This window comes from Burkholderia sp. PU8-34, from assembly GCF_053427725.1.
In genome coordinates this window covers 1-16,362 of the sequence record NZ_JBSAXC010000019.1, presented here as the reverse complement: position 1 = coordinate 16,362, position 16,362 = coordinate 1, and the positions used below count along the sequence as shown (strand labels likewise).

At 66.2% G+C, this 16,362-nt stretch carries 17 protein-coding genes and 1 pseudogene; 7 read left to right on the top strand and 11 right to left on the bottom strand.

Going from position 1 to position 16,362, the window contains the following annotated elements; translation table 11 throughout:
- Positions 1-176: 176 nt before the first annotated feature.
- Entirely contained in the window at positions 177-1,013 is an 837-nt protein-coding gene (locus tag ACV22Z_RS30480) for a helix-turn-helix transcriptional regulator (RefSeq protein WP_448079966.1), read from the top strand.
- 37 nt (positions 1,014-1,050) lie between these two features.
- Here ACV22Z_RS30480 and ACV22Z_RS30475 read toward each other — a convergent pair whose 3' ends face one another.
- From ACV22Z_RS30475 to ACV22Z_RS30460, 4 genes are all read right to left on the bottom strand, one after another.
- A complete protein-coding gene (locus ACV22Z_RS30475) occupies positions 1,051-1,971 on the bottom strand; it encodes a LysR family transcriptional regulator (protein ID WP_448079965.1) in 921 nt (306 codons plus the stop codon).
- A 127-nt stretch (positions 1,972-2,098) separates the two neighbouring features.
- Complete coding sequence (locus ACV22Z_RS30470) at positions 2,099-2,341, bottom strand: hypothetical protein (protein ID WP_448079964.1); 243 nt, start codon at positions 2,339-2,341, stop codon at positions 2,099-2,101.
- A 79-nt stretch (positions 2,342-2,420) separates the two neighbouring features.
- Positions 2,421-3,869: an NAD(P)/FAD-dependent oxidoreductase gene (locus ACV22Z_RS30465; protein ID WP_448080042.1), complete on the bottom strand. Its 1,449-nt coding sequence runs from the start codon at positions 3,867-3,869 to the stop codon at positions 2,421-2,423.
- Positions 3,870-4,076: 207 nt separating this feature from the next.
- Positions 4,077-4,421, bottom strand: a complete 345-nt coding sequence (locus tag ACV22Z_RS30460) for a cupin domain-containing protein (protein WP_448079963.1) — start codon at positions 4,419-4,421, stop codon at positions 4,077-4,079.
- A 189-nt stretch (positions 4,422-4,610) separates the two neighbouring features.
- On the opposite strand from ACV22Z_RS30460, the gene ACV22Z_RS30455 reads away from it, so the two are divergent.
- From ACV22Z_RS30455 to infA, 5 genes are all read left to right on the top strand, one after another.
- On the top strand, positions 4,611-5,486 hold the full coding sequence (locus ACV22Z_RS30455; RefSeq protein ID WP_448079962.1) for a helix-turn-helix transcriptional regulator: 876 nt from the start codon (positions 4,611-4,613) through the stop codon (positions 5,484-5,486).
- Positions 5,487-5,622: 136 nt separating this feature from the next.
- The gene (speB, locus tag ACV22Z_RS30450) at positions 5,623-6,573 is read left to right on the top strand and encodes an agmatinase (RefSeq protein ID WP_448079961.1); all 951 of its coding nucleotides are present in this window, start codon (positions 5,623-5,625) and stop codon (positions 6,571-6,573) included.
- Between the two features lie 23 nt (positions 6,574-6,596).
- A complete protein-coding gene (locus tag ACV22Z_RS30445) occupies positions 6,597-8,081 on the top strand; it encodes an aldehyde dehydrogenase family protein (RefSeq protein WP_448079960.1) in 1,485 nt (494 codons plus the stop codon).
- A gap of 384 nt (positions 8,082-8,465) precedes the next feature.
- Positions 8,466-8,669: a cold-shock protein gene (locus ACV22Z_RS30440; RefSeq protein WP_448079959.1), complete on the top strand. Its 204-nt coding sequence runs from the start codon at positions 8,466-8,468 to the stop codon at positions 8,667-8,669.
- A gap of 456 nt (positions 8,670-9,125) precedes the next feature.
- Positions 9,126-9,392 carry a translation initiation factor IF-1 gene (gene infA, locus ACV22Z_RS30435; RefSeq protein ID WP_448079958.1) on the top strand — a complete coding sequence of 89 codons (267 nt, stop codon included), beginning with the start codon at positions 9,126-9,128 and terminating at the stop codon, positions 9,390-9,392.
- Positions 9,393-9,604: 212 nt separating this feature from the next.
- On the opposite strand, the gene ACV22Z_RS30430 is transcribed toward infA, so the two are convergent.
- From ACV22Z_RS30430 to ACV22Z_RS30405, 6 genes are all read right to left on the bottom strand, one after another.
- Entirely contained in the window at positions 9,605-10,072 is a 468-nt protein-coding gene (locus ACV22Z_RS30430) for a YaiI/YqxD family protein (RefSeq protein ID WP_448079957.1), read from the bottom strand.
- A 145-nt stretch (positions 10,073-10,217) separates the two neighbouring features.
- Positions 10,218-10,652, bottom strand: a complete 435-nt coding sequence (locus ACV22Z_RS30425; RefSeq protein WP_448079956.1) for a GNAT family N-acetyltransferase — start codon at positions 10,650-10,652, stop codon at positions 10,218-10,220.
- Between the two features lie 82 nt (positions 10,653-10,734).
- Positions 10,735-11,766 carry a porin gene (locus tag ACV22Z_RS30420; RefSeq protein ID WP_448079955.1) on the bottom strand — a complete coding sequence of 344 codons (1,032 nt, stop codon included), beginning with the start codon at positions 11,764-11,766 and terminating at the stop codon, positions 10,735-10,737.
- A 210-nt stretch (positions 11,767-11,976) separates the two neighbouring features.
- Positions 11,977-13,368: a sodium:solute symporter family protein gene (locus ACV22Z_RS30415; protein WP_448079954.1), complete on the bottom strand. Its 1,392-nt coding sequence runs from the start codon at positions 13,366-13,368 to the stop codon at positions 11,977-11,979.
- Positions 13,369-13,384: 16 nt separating this feature from the next.
- Positions 13,385-13,594, bottom strand: coding sequence for a DUF3311 domain-containing protein (locus ACV22Z_RS30410; protein ID WP_448079953.1), 210 nt, complete (start codon positions 13,592-13,594; stop codon positions 13,385-13,387).
- A gap of 4 nt (positions 13,595-13,598) precedes the next feature.
- A complete protein-coding gene (locus ACV22Z_RS30405) occupies positions 13,599-15,038 on the bottom strand; it encodes an amidase family protein (RefSeq protein WP_448079952.1) in 1,440 nt (479 codons plus the stop codon).
- A 245-nt stretch (positions 15,039-15,283) separates the two neighbouring features.
- On the opposite strand from ACV22Z_RS30405, the gene ACV22Z_RS30400 reads away from it, so the two are divergent.
- Positions 15,284-16,174, top strand: coding sequence for a LysR substrate-binding domain-containing protein (locus ACV22Z_RS30400; protein ID WP_448079951.1), 891 nt, complete (start codon positions 15,284-15,286; stop codon positions 16,172-16,174).
- Positions 16,175-16,250: 76 nt separating this feature from the next.
- On the opposite strand, the pseudogene ACV22Z_RS30395 reads toward ACV22Z_RS30400, so the two are convergent.
- Positions 16,251-16,362, bottom strand: a pseudogene (locus ACV22Z_RS30395) (putrescine ABC transporter permease PotI); the annotation flags it as partial.

Sequence of the window (16,362 nt, the reverse complement as noted above, 5' to 3'; positions counted from 1 at the left end):
GTATTCGCAACGTCGCGCGCGTCGCGAGCGGCCGTTCTCTCGTGGCATCGCATGCGCGTTCCATAGGTAAACAAGCGCTGGCCGCCATCGCGCGCGCGTATCCGGTAAATTCCCGGCTGACGCGCACGCGCGACTCGCGTAACGTCACCCCGTTTTCCGTCCGTCTGCCCTCGACCATGCGACTCCTCCAACCCGACCCGGCCGGCTCCGGCCAGTACCTGATCGGCATTCGTCCCGACATGCTCGGCGCCACGATCCAGGCGGTCGGCACGACCGGCTTCGTCGGCGCGGTCGCCGCGTTCGTCAACGACAGCATCGCCGCGGACGCCGTGCATCTCGAGCGCTGGCGCGCAAGCACGGACAGCGCATCGGGCTTTCTCGTCGAATGGCTCGGCAGCGGCAGCGGCAGTACCCGCTACGTGGCGGACACGCTGCGCGTGATGGACCTTTACTACCAGGACTACTGCCACGCCGATCCGCTGTTCGCGCCGCTGCGCGGCAAGGCCGGCACGCTGCTCGTGCAGCGCCATATCGACGGCCTCGCGGAAAGCGATTTCCGCCGCCGGATCTTCGACGAACCGGGTATCGCGCAGGAATGCGTGCTCGTGCACGGCAACGCGCACGTCCAGTACGCGCTCGGGCTCGCGCGCGTCGGCGGGCAGGCCGCGTTCAGCACCGACGAGCTGTTTCACCTCCGGCAGATGGTCGGCCTGCTGTTCCCGATGTTCGAGCTGCACGCGCGCACGTGCGCGGCACGCCGGATCGCGTCGGTGTCGACGAATGCCACGTCGCATGCGGGCTTCGATGCACGGCTCGAGCGGCAGGGCGTGCGGCTGTCGCGCCGCGAACACGACATCTGCCAGCTGCTGCTGTGCGGGCGCTCGGTGCCCGAAGCGGCGCAGCAGCTCGACGTGAAGCTGTCGACGGCAGAGTCGTATGTGAAGCGCGCGTTCGCGAAGCTCGGCGTGCGCACGCGCCGGGAACTGTTCGACTGGGTGCTGGTCGACGGCTGACGGGCGACGGGCGCACGCGCCGCCCTCCGTTGCCACACTACGCGGCCCGCAACGCCTCCTTGATGTTGAACGCCCGCAGCAGATCCTCGCAGAACGCATCGACGATCGGCTTGTCGGTCGCACTGCGCTTCATCGCGAGATGCAGCGGCACGTCGAAGCCGAACGTGTCGCGGCCGACCGCCCGCACGAGGCCGCGCTGCTCGAACGGCTCCGCATGATGCGCGGGCAGGTAGCCGAGATGCCCGCCCGACAGGATCAGGATCGTCGCCGCCTCGATGCTGTCCGCGCTTGCGGTCACGTGCCGCTCGGGCAGCGGGCATTGCTCCTCCGGCACCGGGTAGGTGCGCCACACCCAGTCGTACGCCTGCAGGTCGTCTGCCGTGACCGGACGCGACGCGTGAAACAGCGGATGCCCGCGCCCGCAGTAGATCACCTGCCGCTCGGTGAACAGCGGCGTGTACAGCAGCCCCGGCACGCGATGCCAGAAATAGCCGATCGCGAGATCGAGCTGGTTGTTGACGAGGCTTTCCTCGAGCTCCTGCGGCGACGCGACCTTCATCGCAAAGCACACGGCCTGGTCGCGCTTGCGGAACGCGCCGATCGCCTCCGCGACGCGCGCGTTCTCGACGAGCGGTGCCTGGCCGATCAGCCCGATCGACAACGTGCCGACCAGCTTGCGGTCGATGTCGCGCACGCGCGCGACGAACTCGGACGTCGCCGTCACGAGCGTGCGCGCGGTGGCCGCGAAGCGCTCGCCCTTCGACGTCAGGCGAAAGCCGCCGCGTCCGCGCTCGCAGAGCTTGAAGCCGACGCGCGCCTCGAGCGCGGAGAGCTGCGTGCTGATTGTCGACTGCCGCACGCCGAGCGACGCTTCGGCAGCGGTGATGCCGCGTGCGTCGACGACGGCGAGAAACACCCGGATCAGCCGGAGATCAAGATCGGTGGTATTCGAGAACATGCTGACTGCCACTGCGCATCCGCGCGTTTGCGAGCCCGGCGCACTTGCTTCGCGCGCCGCCGGCCGCCGTCGCCGATGAAAGCGTTCGGCCGCGCGCCGCCATCGGCATCGGCGCGCGCCGCATCCGTCATTCAGGTGTCGCCGCGAGCACGAACGCGACGAGCAGCGTGCCCGTCGATTCGCCGAGCACCTCGACGAACGTGGAGACGCCGAGCGCCGCTTCGCCGAAGCCCCAATGGCGCTCGACCTGCCCGACGATTGCCCGCAGACCGAGAAACACGGTCGGCCCGAGCACGCCGAGCAACAGCATCACGACGACGAACAGAGCGCTTTCCTGTCGCGCTTCATCTTGTGGGTTCACTGCATTCATTTGTGTCTCTCGCTGCCCGTCGTGCGGGCAGTCTCCTCCATCTGCTCTCGCGGCAGCCCGGCCCAGGCTGCCGCGCCTCTTACATCGGGAAACCCATCCCCTTGATGCCGTTGATCCACGCGCGCTTCCAGCCGCCCTCCTCATCCGCGCCGTCGAACGCATGGAACGTGATCTTCGCGGCGACCCAGCGCATCGGCTCGGGCGGGATGTAGCTCGGGCTCTGGTTCGCGATATCGAGCTTGCGTTCGGGGCTGTCGCGATCGAACAGGATGTTGAGTCCCATGAATGCGCCGAACCGGCTCGCCGCGACGCCGAACCCCGTGTAGCCGGCAACGAACACTGCCTTGCCGCCGAGATAGCGCTTCGCGAACACCGAGCCGCGCGAGCAGTAGTCGATCGGGCCGCCCCACGCGTGCGAGAAGCGCACGTCGCACAATTGCGGGAACGTGCGGTAGAACGCCTGCGCGAGCCGGTGATAGGTGTCGCGCTGGCCGTCCTGGTGCGGATCCGGATGACCGTCGAAGTGATAGCTGACGAGACCGCCGAAGATGATGTTGTTGTTCTTGGTCAGGCGGAAATAGTTGAGCTGCGTGCGCGTGTCGTAGATGCCCTGGCGGTTCTTCCAGCCGATCCGTGCAAGCTGCTCGTCGGTGAGCGGCTCGGTCGCGAGCACGTGGTCGCGCACCTGCATCACGCGGCGGTTGATGTCGGGAATCCCGACCTTCGCGGTGCCGCTGCCGAACACGACGCGTGGCGCGCGCACGCTGCCCTTCGGCGTCGTCACGCGCACGGTGCTGCCTTCGTCGGTCACGGTCGTGAGCGGCGTGTGCTCGTAGAGCCGCACGCCGAGCGACAGCGCCGCGCGCTTCAGCCCCCACGCGAGCTTCGCCGGATGCACGATGCCGCTGCGGTTGCGCGACCACAGCGCGCCCGCGAACAGCGGCGAATCGAGCTGTGCGCGCGTGTCGTCGCCGTTCAGCAGCACGACGTCGTGTCCGTATTTGCGGTGCAGGTCGTAGTCGCCGCGCAGGTGTGCGACGTGGTCGGGATCGACCGCGACCGTCATCTCGCCGTTCCATTCGATGTCGGCGTCGATGCCGTAGCGCTTCAGCGTCTCCTCGAAGCCGTCGAGGTTGTGATGGCCGAATTCCTCGAGCTGCGCGATGTCGTTCGGAAACACGCGCACCGCGTTCGGCAGGCCGTGCATCACCGACGTCGAGATGATGCCGCCCGCGCGGCCCGACGCGCCGTGCGCGACCTTGCCCGCTTCGATCAGCACCACGTCCAGGTGCGGCATCTGCTCCTTCGCCTGCACCGCCGACCACAGCCCCGTGAAGCCGCCGCCAATGATCAGCAGATCGGCCGTCGTGTCGCCGACGAGTTCCGGCTCGGCCGCCGGCGCGGCCGGGTTGTCGAGCCAGTACGGGAACAGCTTCGTGTTGGCGAGCGCCTCTTCGACGCTCAATGCGACCGGCGCGCCACGCGTCGCGCGGGCCGGAGCGGTCTGTTTCGCTTCCTTCACTTCCATTTTTATGATCTCAGCCATCACACATTGCATCCCGGCGCATGCGGTGCGGGATGCGCCGATACTCGGCATCGATGCATCCCGCACCGCATGAACGGGCGAGTCCTGCCGAGCGCGGCACGACAGACTTCGCTTGCGAAGCATCGAAAGCGCAACCGCCACCGGGCGCGCGTCGCACGGACGACATCACCACGGCGACGGTCGCTCGCATCACGCCTTTTCGAGCAGCACGTAGAACTTCTTCGCGTCCTCGATCGTTTCCCAGCGGCCCGCGAAGCCGGCCGGCAGCAGGTAGCCCTGGCCCGGTGTGAATTCCTTGCGGTTGCCTTCGACGTCGGTCAGCGCGATCCGGCCCTCGACGAGCCACACGGCTTCGTCGGCGGCGGTTTCCGGGAAGTCGACCGAGCCGGCCTTGCCTTCCCACCAGCCGATGATGTAGTTGCCGCTCTTGCCTTCGGCCGCGCGCCAGTCGCTTTCGTCCATGCCGAAATCCAGCTTCGTGAACTCGCCGACGTTGGCGCCGAGCGGCAGGATGTCCTTGATCAATTTAGTCATCTGAATCTTTCGTCTCGTGATTGAAAAAAGCAGAGACAAAGTTACGCATTTACGTTGTCCCGGTATGCCCCCCTCCGGGGGGGACAAACTACGTTTTCCCGATCCGCGCACGCATGGCCGTATTTCCCCTTACAGACGTTCTTCGCAACGGACGCTACAATCCGCCGGCTTTCACCCCGGGGAACCCGCATGCTGCTCAACGTGAACCCCTTCCATCGCGACAACGCGTCCTGGAACGTGTCGTTCAAGACGTTGGGCGACCTCATCGAAACCGTCGGCACGCCGCATTTCGTGCCGCGGCTGACCCAGTTGCTGAACCAGGTGATTCCGCTCGCCGTCGCGCACGTCGAGCGCTCGCGCGTCGACGTGTCGATGCCGACCGGCTACCGCTGCGAATGGATCGGCAGCAGCGGCATCGGCACCGAGTCGGCGGAGATCTCGGACGTGATGACGCTCTACTACGAGCGCTTCCTCGACAGCGACCCGCTGTTCGCAGGCCTGCGCGGCAAGACGGGCACGCTGCTCGTGGTGCGCGACATCGCGGCGATCCCGCCCGGCGAATTCCGCCAGCGCCTGTTCGACGACGTGCGGATCGCGCACGAATGCGTGCTTGCGCGCGGCACCCGTTACTCGCAGCATTCGATCGCGATCGAGCGCGGACGCGACCAGCCGCCGTTCACGCTGGACGAGATGAACCGCTTTCGCAGCGTCAGCGATTTCCTGTTCCCGCTGCTCGAGCTGCATGCGTCGACCACCGCCGCGCGGCGCGTCGCCCATCCGATGCCGGACACGCATCCGCTCGCGCTGTTCGACGCGCGGCTCGCGGCCGACGGGGTCCACCTGTCGAAGCGCGAATACGAAACCTGCAAGCACCTGCTGTCCGGCAAGACCGTGCCCGAGACGGCCGACATCCTCGGCGTGCGCGTCGCGTCGGCCGAGTCGTACGTGAAGCGCGCGTTCGCGAAGCTCGGCGTGCGCACGAAGCGCGAACTCGCCGCGTGGGGCAGCGCCGCGCCGGGCGCGGGCGCAGTCGACTCAGTCGTAGGCGCGTCGATCACGGGGTGAGCTGAGCCGCCGGCCGCAACGCATCGCTTTGCATCGAGACCTGTCGATGTAAACGTTGCGACTTCAAAATCTTCGCGCGCGGGTTCTCCTCTACCATCGGCCGATCGTTTTTAACCAGACAGAGGAGACGGCCCCGATGCACCGCGAATTCAATCAACCGATGGGCGGCAACGAGATGCCGCGCTTCGGGGGCATCGCCACGATGATGCGCCTGCCGCAGGCGACGACGACCGACGGACTCGACGTCTGCTTCGTCGGCGTGCCGCTCGATCTCGGCACGTCGAACCGCTCCGGCTCGCGCTTCGGTCCGCGCCAGATCCGTTCCGAATCCGTGCTGCTGCGCCCGTACAACATGGCGACGCGCGCCGCGCCGTTCGATTCGCTGCAGGTGGCAGACATCGGCGATGTCGCGACCAACCCGTACGACCTGAAGGACTCGGTGCGCCGCATCGAGGAGGCCTACGACGCGATCGTCGCGAACGGCTGCCGGCCGATCACGCTCGGCGGCGACCACACGATCGCGTGGCCGATCCTGCGCGCGCTGCACCGGAAGTACGGCAAGGTCGCTGTCGTGCACGTCGATGCGCACGCGGACGTGAACGACACGATGTTCGGCGAGAAGATCGCGCACGGCACGCCGTTCCGCCGCGCGGTCGAGGACGGCCTCCTGCAATGCGACAAGGTCACGCAGATCGGCCTGCGCGGCACCGGCTATCACGCGGACGATTTCGACTGGTGCCGGCAGCAGGGCTTCACCGTCGTGCAGGCGGAAGAATGCTGGAACACGTCGCTCGCGCCGCTGATGGCGCAGGTGCGCGAGCGCGTCGGCAATACGCCCGTCTACCTGAGCTTCGACATCGACGGCCTCGATCCGTCGTTCGCGCCGGGCACCGGCACGCCGGAAGTCGGCGGGCTGACCGTGCAGCAGGGCCTCGAGATCGTGCGCGGGATGAAGGGCCTCAATATCGTCGGCGCGGATCTCGTCGAAGTGTCGCCGCCTTACGACCCGGTCGGCACGACCGCGCTCGTCGGCGCGAACCTCGCATTCGAGATGCTCTGCGTGATGCCGGGCGTCGCCTACCGTTGAACCCGACCGACAGGATCACCCTCATGTCCACCGCACCGCTTTCATACGCCGCCGACACGACGCTCGTGCTGCCGGCCGCCCGTATCGCCGGCCAGCCCGTGCATGCGCACGCCGGCCACGTCGGCGCGCCGCTTCACGATGCCTCGACGGGCGCCACGATCGGCTGGCAGGAATTCGCTTCTGTCGCGCAGGTCGACAGCGCGGTACGCGCCGCGTGCGACGCGTTCGCCGGCTGGCGCGACACGCCGCCCGCCGCGCGCGGCGAGATCCTCGCGAGGATCGCCGAGCGGGTCGAGGCCGACCGCACGCGTCTCGCGGCGCTGCAGATGCAGGTCAGCGGCAAGCCGCCGTTCGAGGCCGACGCCGACGTCGGCGATGTCGCCGCTACGTTCGCGTATTACGCGGCGCTATGCAACGACCCGGCGGCGTTTGCCGCCGAAGCCGTCGCGCTGCCGAGCGACACCGTCACGGCCGAGCGCTTCCACGATCCGGTCGGCGTCGCCGCGCTGATCGTGCCGTGGAATTTCCCGATGGTCACGACCGCGTGGAAGCTCGCGCCCGCGCTCGCGGCCGGCTGCACGGTCGTGCTCAAGCCGTCGGAACTGACGTCGCCCGCCGAGCATGCGCTGATCGACATCGTCGCCGAGGCCGGCGCGCCGGATGGCGTCGTGAACATCGTGAACGGCGGCGCCGACGTCGGCGCGGCGCTGACCGCGCATCCGCTGATCGACAAGATCTCGTTTACCGGCAGCACGGCCGCCGGCAAGAAGGTGATGCACACCGCGGCCGACGAGATGAAACGCATGACGCTCGAACTCGGCGGCAAGTCGGCGCTGATCGTGCGCGACGACGCCGACCTCGATGTCGCCGTCCCGCTCGCCGTGGCCGGCGCGTTCACGAACGCGGGCCAGATGTGTTCGGCAACCGCGCGGATTCTCGTGCACGACAGCCTGTATCGCAGCTTCATGGCCGCGTTCGAGAAGGCAGTCCGCGCGCTCGTCGTCGCGCCGCCGGACGCGGCGCAGGTCGCGATGGGGCCGCTGATCTCGGCCGCGCAACGCACGCGCGTCGAGGCGCTGCTGCAGCAAGGCATCGACAGCGGTGCGCAGGTCGCGTTCAGCGGCCGTGTCGCGGATGCGGGTGGCAGCGGCTACTTCATGGCCCCCGTCGTGATCGCGGAGCCGGCCGCCGACAACGTGCTGTGGACCGATGAAGTGTTCGGCCCGGTCGCGTGCGTGAAATCGTTCCGCACCGACGACGAGGCGATCGCGCTCGCGAACGACACGCGCTACGGGCTCGTCGCGACCGTCGTCACGCGCGATGCGGAGGTCGCGAAGCACTACCAGGCGCAAGTACGCGCGGGGCTCGTGTGGATCAACGCGCCGCAACTCATCTATCCGCACGTGTGCTGGGGCGGGTTCGGGCTCAGCGGGATCGGGCGCGAGCTCGGCTTGGCCGGGCTGCGCAGCTATCAGGAGCTGCGCCACGCGATGCGGGCGATCGGTTGATGATTGAACGACGGCATGGCGGCGCAAGCCGCTTGCGGCGCCGCGCGGGATCGCGTGGCGCCTTGTCGTTCGGCTCACTCACCGTCATGCCGCCTCCACGGGCGTGGTGCCTCCCGGCGCCAAAGCTCGTTACGCTGACAGGGTACGAACACATTAACGAAGAAGCAGAAAGAGCATGGAGACAGCCCGTCCGGGCCCGTTCTTCCGATCGATTTCTTGACAAAACGCTGCACATCGCGTAGTGTCGGCAACCAAAGCATCCAAGACGCACGATTGCTCATCTTTTGCCGCTACTCGCGGCTCTCGTTGGTCTCTCCCTCTTGATTCTTCATTCGCCCTTTTCTCGAGGGCGTGTCTCTTATTTGTCTGTTTAAGGAATATCTAGTGGAAACCGGTACCGTCAAGTGGTTCAACGACACCAAGGGCTTTGGCTTCATCACCCCGGACAAGGGCGGTGACGACCTGTTCGCACACTTCTCCGAAGTGCGCGGCACGGGCTTCAAGACCCTCGCCGAAGGCCAGAAGGTCAGCTACGAAACGAAGCGCGGCCCGAAGGGTCTCCAGGCTTCGAACATCACGCCGCTGTAACGCTTCCGGATCGCGTCGCCCGTTGGGGGGCGCGATCCTCTCGCCTCGAACCGTGGCCGTCATAGGCCGCGCGTGCCCGCTTTCTTTTCTTGCATCCATGCTTTCCCTGCCCCCGCAGGCTGAAGGTGTGGTGTCACTGGCTCAGCCGGTGTTCGTTGCTCATTCGACATGAGGTTCCCGCCGACAGGCCGCGAACCAGGCGCACTCATCGAGCGCGTCGATCGAGCACGTTTCCCGGGAAGTCTGAAGCCGTTTCGGATCGCCAGGTTACGGTGCGCTGAATGCGTCGTTGCTTGCCGGCCCAGGTTGTTCGCGCAGATCCACTTGCGTCGCATGTGTGAAATGCGCCGGACATCCACACGTTGCAACATCACCCGCGTGGAAGCGATGCAGTGATCGGCGGCATGTGCCGACAGCCTGCATTGACGCGGCATTACGCTCACTGGAGGAATTGATTTGGCAAAGGAAGAGCTGCTGGAACTCGACGGGGTCGTCGACGAAGTGCTGCCGGACAGCAAATACCGCGTCACGCTCGAAAACGGCGTGGTGGTGAACGCCTATGCATCGGGCCGCATGCGCAAGAATCACATTCGCATTCTTGCCGGCGACCGCGTCACGCTGGAGTTGTCGGTCTACGATCTGTCGAAAGGACGAATCAACTTCCGGCACAAGGATGAGCGTGCGACCGGCGGGATGCCGCGACCCGCGATGCGTCGCCGGTAAGCGTACGCCGATCGTGCGATGAAAGGCCGTCGCCCGCGATGACCGCAGACGGCGCCTGTGCGACGAGCGCGGGCGGCCACTCGATCCGTCCTCGCGGCTTTGGCGGCTTTGGCGGCTTTGGCGGCTTTGGCGGCTTTGGCGGCTTTGGCGGCTTTGGCGGCGCAAGTTACTGCATCGGGTAGCGCGCCGACGCGTACGAACATCTACGAATATCAATCCGCCCCGCGACGCGGCGTGCCGTGACGCGCGAGGAATCGATCGAGCTGCCCCGCAAATGTCTTGCCGTCACGCGCGCTGAACGGCGGCGGGCCGCCCGTATCGATGCCGGCACTACGCAGTTGATCCATCATGTCGCGCACCGACAGGCGCTCCTTGATGTTCTCTCGTGAAAACCAGCTTCCGCGCGGATCCAGCGCATGGGCGCCCTTGTCGAGTACCGCGGCGGCGAGCGGTATGTCTGCGGTAATCACCAGATCGCCTGACGTGACCAGTTCGACGATGCGCGCATCGGCCGCGTCGAAACCCGCCGGCACCTGGATCGACCTGATGAACGGGGACGGCGGCGTACGCAAATATTGGTTCGCAACCAGCGTCACCTGAATTTCGGCACGACGTGCGGCCCGAAACAGGATGTCCTTGATGACGGCGGGACAGGCGTCCGCGTCGACCAGTACTTGCATGAAGGCAGTTCCGCTCCGTTAAAAGGCGATCATATATCAGAGTCGGTGGCGGTCTTGCCGTGGCGTGGGATGACGCGATCGAAGCCGCCACACGGATTCGTATGCGAAGGTCCGCCATTGCACGTCATCCCGCATTCGCCAGCACTCAGAGTTCCTTCACCATGAACACGCGCGCGGCCCCCGCGGGTTCGCACGGCACTTCGCCGAACACGCGATAGCCATGCTTCTCGTAGAACGCGGGCGCCTGGAACGAGATCGTGTAGAGCACGGCGCGCGCGCAGCCGCGCTGCTTCGCTTCCGCTTCGGCCGCCTGCAGCAACCGGCTGCCGAGGCCGTCCTTGCGCAGCGATTCGGGCACGTACAGCAGATCCACGAAGAACAGCCCCAGCGACGTGCGACCGACCAGCCCGCCCAGCACTTCCCCGGTCTTCGGGTCGGTCACGTAGACGTCGAGCGCCGTGTTGTCGGGCTGATTCGTAATCGCGTTGTTGTACTCGTTGAGCTTGCTGCTGATGAGGTCTCGTGCGGTCGGCTGTCCGACCGCGGTCAAGCGGATCTCGATGTCTGTATGAGCGGTCATGTAAGTGCGCGAGTAAGCGACAGAATGCCGGGCCGTCGGGCCCGCCTTTGTTCAGCCCGGCTATTCTGCCACGCCAGCCCGCTCAGAACTTTTGATCGATACCGACCGAGACACCGAGCTGACTGTGGCCAGGCTGGCCGACGGACGCGTAACTGTTCACGCCAAGCGAACTGCTTCCCTCGTTCCGCGCAGTGCCGACGTTCGCATAAAGCAATGTGCGCTTGGACAGCGCGTAGAGCGTTCCCGCCACGAAGATCATCGGGTGCTCCGCACGGCCCTGATAATCGTAGCGGCCACCGATCGCATACAACTGAACCACCGGCGTGACGAACACGTTGCCGGCCAGCCAATACACGGTGCCGCGCGGCGTCAGTTGCAGGTCCCCCGTGACCCGGGTGACGTTGGCCATCACGGCCCAATTCGGCGCGTTGTACCGCGCGGCGAATTCGTAGCGCTGGTCGACGCGCGACGAAAGATCGCTCGCCGCCGCGACCGTGCCACGCGTCTGTTCGACCGTCGCGGTCGCCGTGAAGCGATTGGCCGAATATTCGAGCGCGGCGCCGATATACCGCCCGGCCAGCGTGTTGCCCGGCACCTGCTGGCCGAAGCCGTACATCGCTTCGGTCGTGAAGCCCGCAAACCGATGCGACGTGAACTTCACCGAGTTGTTCACGCGGATCGTCGCCAGCGGGATCGCATTGAGCGCGAGAGCGGAGTAAGCCGCGAAGTAGGTCGGATCGTAGTAAATCGCCCTGTCGAACTGCACGCTGTACTGGCGTCCGAATGTCATCTTCCCGATGCTGCCGTCAACGCCGACCCACGCCTGACGATTGAAGAGCGTGTCGGGCACCACCATTGCGCCGGTCGTCGAGTTGAAGCCGTTCTCCAGCTGGAACATGGCCTTCAGGCCGCTGCCCAGGTCTTCCACGCCCCTGAGGCCGAAGCGGGACGGCAGATATGCGCTCTGCGCCATCCCGATCGATCGATGTCCGGCGCTGTCGGCGTTGGTCAGATACTGCAACCCCGTATCGACAATCCCGTACAGGGTCACGGAACTTTGCGCCATCGCCAATCCGGGGATCGACAATAAAAGTAGGTATGCGAAGCGTTTCATCTGGTAATTGATCGAAGCGTGAACGAGCACGAGCTCGTTGGATTTCAAGCCGACTGATTCAGGCCGGCAGAGCCGGCCGCTGTCGGTGTCCGGCCCGGCGGATTGACGGACCGGACACCGTCCGTGGCTACGGAGGGCAACGGAGGCCTTTAGCGCGCCGTCGACCGGGTGACAACCGCCGGTCGATCGGACACGCCGCGGCCGGCAAGCTTACCGCGACACCAAAGCGCGGGGCGTGGCTGCGCCGAGCAGGTAATGGATCACGGCAACGGTGGCGACGTTGGCGGCCAGGCAGGGCAGCCCCAGATTGATGCCACCGAGCTGGAGCTTTCCGACATACAACGTCAGCGCGAGGCCTTGTCCGACGAGCATGCCGGCCGTCACCGCCAGCGGCCGGATGCGCAGCGAGAACAGCACCGCGATCAGGCCCGGGAAGAACTGGGCGACGCCGTAGTACGTGACGTTGATCAGCGTGAGCATCAGAGTGGGCGTCGCCGACGTCATCACGATGGACACCGCGAGATAGACGAAGATGACGATCTTCGCCGCGCCGGTCTGCCGCTGTGCCGGAAGCGAAGGCAGCAGGTTGCGGCTCACGATCGGCCCGATCGCGAGACACATGCTGGTCAGCACGAGCAAACCGGAAAGCGCAGCGGCAGCCGCGACGAGCCCGATAAGCCACGACGGCAGCAGCGCATTCGCCGCGACGAAGAATGCCTCGTTCGGCGTGCGCAGGTGGACGTTCTGACTGATCGCGTAATACGCGGCGATGACGAGGAACGGATACATCAGCATGTAGAGCGGCATCGCGATCTGCGAGCGCCGGATCGTGTCGGCGCTTTTCGCGGTGAAGAACATCTGCACGCCGAATGGCATCGCGAGGAAGCCAAGCGACTGCAGCAGGATCGTGCTCATCGCGAAGCGCAGCTGTTCCGCGTTCATCTGGTTGCCGACGCGCAGGCTTGCCGCGTGGAAAACCTCCTTCACGCCGACATGTCCGGCCACGGCCAGGCCCGTTGCCACGATCGCCAGGACCATCAGGATGTCCTTCAGCACCGCCACATAGGCCGACGAACGGATCCCGGCAATCATGATGTAGGCGAACGCGAGCACACCGGCGATCAGCACCATGTGCAGCGGTTCGAATTGCCAGCCGATCCCGCGAAATGCGGCAACGAGGCCCGTGAACTGCAACTGGGCCATCGGCAGCAGAAACACGATCGACGACAGCGCGACGACGAGCTCGGTCGAGCGGCTGCGGAAATAGCCGCCGAACAGGTCCGCGAGCGTAATCGCGTTGTAGCGCTGCCCCGCTTCCCAGATCTTCGGCCCCAGAAAGTAGCCGAGCGGATACGCGAGCAGGATGTAGCCGAGGAACCAGATCCCGTAGGTCGGCCCTTTCGCATAGATGCCGCCCGCGAAGCCGACCATCGTTGCGACGCTGTAGATCTCGCCCGCCGCCAGGAAGAAGACGAGAAACGCGCCGAACTGCCGCGATGCGACGAAGAAGTCGTGCACGCTCTGCTTGCCCACACCCCGGCGCGAGTAAAGCGCGAGGCAGAACGACAGGATGACGAACCCCGTGAATACAACTGTCGACATGTGTGCCTCCGCGAAATCAGACTTCGAGCCGGGCCGCATCGGCCGCCGGCTTGTCGAAGCAGCGCCAGCAGACGAACAGGCACGCGGACGTCAGGACGAACCACGCGAACATCCACGCATAGACGAACGGCACGCCGAACACGTAGGCATCGACGGACGAGACCCAGGGCAGCAAGCCCAATACGCCGAAATAAGGCACGGCGAGGCCGATCAGGAACTTGACCATGGGCTTATCGCGCCTCCTGCGCCGCCGCGTCGATCACGCCGGCCGGATCGATCGGCGTGCAGATGCCCGCGCGCGCTTCGATCGCTTCGCCGGCCGCGAGACACAGCGCCTCCTGGAACCGGCCTGCGACGATCTGAACACCGGTCGGCACACCATCGCGGATGCCGGTCGGCACGGAGAGCCCCGGCAGGCCGAGGAGCGCCGTCGCGAGCAACGGGCCTTGCGCGTCGAGGATGCGCCGGAACGCGCCGTCCCCTTGCTGATCCTCGTCGATTGCAAACGGACGCTGGCACGAAACGGGCATCAGCAGCAACGGATACTGCTGGAAAAAGGCCTGCCATTCGCGCAGCAGCCCCGTGCGTTGCGCGAGGCCGTTGATGTAGCCGGCCATGTCGAGCGGTGCCGCGAGGCGGCGCTGGCTCGCGAACGCGGTGCGAATCGCCGGGTCGCCGTGCGTTTCGATCGTCTTGCCCAATCCGCCCGCCGCCTCGGCGGTGACGAGGGCGAGCCACAGTTTGCGCGCCTCGTTCAGCCTCGGCGGCATGACCTCCTCTACCTTGCATCCGGCGTCTTCGAGCCAGCGCGCGGCCTGGCGCACCGCGTCGGTCACTGCGCCGTCGGTCGGCACGCCCGGAAGCGATGCGCATACGGCAACGCGCGCCGGAAACGGCGCGGCGCCGCCGGCCGGTGCGACGGGCATCCACCACGCGTCGCGCGGATCATCGGCGGCCATCGCCGACAACGCGAGACGCAGGTCGCCGACCGTGCGCGCGAGCGGCCCCTGAACCGACGCCAGTTGGACGGCGAGCGTCCGGTCATGCGACTGCGTCGGGTTGTACGCCGGCACGCGTCCGGTCGTCGGTCGCAGCCCGGCGACGCCGCACGCGTAGGCCGGATAGCGGATCGATCCGCCGAGATCGTTGCCGTGCGCGATCGGCCCGATGCCAGCCGCAACGGCCGCAGCGGCGCCGCCGCTGGAGCCGCCCGGCGTCAGCGCCGGATGCCACGGGTTCAATGTGCGGCCATACAGGTCGTTGTCGGTGAACCAGCGATACGAGAACGCCGGTGCGTTGTTGCGTCCGATGATGATGGCGCCGGCCTTGCGCAGATTCGACACCACGGGGCTGTCCTCGCGCGCGACGAGATCCCCGAAGGCTTTCACGCCATTTGTGGTTGCGAAACCCGCCATGTCAACGTTGACCTTTACGGTGACCGGCACACCATGCAGCGGGCCGACCGGCTCGCGTCGCGCAATCGCATCGTCGGCTGCCGCGGCTGCCGACAACGCGCTGTCGGCGAGCACATCGACGATGGCGTTGATCCGCGGATTGACTTCCTCGAGCCGCTGCAGGCAGCTCTGCACGAGTTCCTTCGAAGACACGTCGCGGCGCGCGACGAGCGCCGTCATGTCGGTTGCGCTCAGGCGCCACAATTGCTGTTCCACGTTTGACTCCTCCTTGTTCTTCATCGCACTGGATTGCCGCGCATACCCAGCCGGGTTCGCGTTGAAGGAAGCCTAACCGGACAGTTTCGATCGCATAAGACGAACGCTTTTCGGCGAAGACAACCAGTAGTTGTCAGCGCCGCCGGGTCGGACATGCGGATAGAATCGGGGGCAAACGACAGAGCGTCCGGTCGGCGGCCATGCCATGCGGTTGCGCGCCGGCATTCAGACGCGTGGAAGGAGACATGAAGGATCACCATTTGAAGGCGTGGCTTGCGCTGGTTGAAACCGGCAGCATTCGCGGCGCCGCGCGTCATCTTCATTTGAGCCAGGCGGCTGTCACCAAGGCAATTCGCGAGCTGGAGCAGGACCTGGAAGCGCCGCTGATATCGCGCAGCACGCGTGGCGTCACCCTGACGGAGTGCGGTCAGCAGCTTACCGTGCGTGCACGGCTCGCCCATGCGCAGCTGGCGCTTGCTCGCCAGGATATCCGGCAGATTCTCGGCGGCAAGCATGGACATGTATCGGTCGCCGTGACGCCGATCGTGTTCATCGGCGTGCTGCCCGCCGTGATCGAGCGCTTTCGCAAGCGCATGCCGCTCGCGAGGCTCACGGTCGACGACGGGATGATGCCGCATATCCTGCACGCGGTGCGCGATGGCTCGATCGACTTTGCAGTGGCCGCGCTGGCGGAAAGTGAAATCGGCAGCGAGTTCCATTTCGAACCGCTGAAGAATGTGGAGATCGTGGTGGCATGCCGTCGAGGGCATCCGTTGGAAACGGCCACCGAATGGGATCAACTCGTCGACTGTACGTGGGCGATGAACCTGTCGCCAGGCAGCCAGCACAGCAACCTGCTCGAGCATCTGCAGAAAACCCGGCATGCGCTGCCGTCGTCCGTCGTCAGGGTCAATACGTTTGGCGTCAGCTGGAACCTGATGTCCCGGAGCGATGCGCTGCTGGCGTGCCCGGCCGACATGCTCGAGATCGAGCCGTATGCATCGCAGGCGTGCCGGATACCGCTGCGCATGGCGCTACCGTCGCTGACGCTCGGCATTCTCAGGCTGCGCGATGCGCCGCTGTCGATCGCCGCGGAAACGCTGGTCGAGATGTTCAGGCAGGAATTCCGGAGCTGAAGCGGCGTGAGCGGCGAGCGCCCTGCACGCCCGCCGCCCTGCTCACGCCGCCTCATCCCGCGTGTCCGCCACGCGCTCAGGCCGCCGCGAACGCCGCCTTCATGTCCGCCACGCGCCGGCGTTCGCGCGCGAGCATCATCTGGTTGACGACGATCACGCCGATCGTCACCGCGGTGATGAACAGCGTC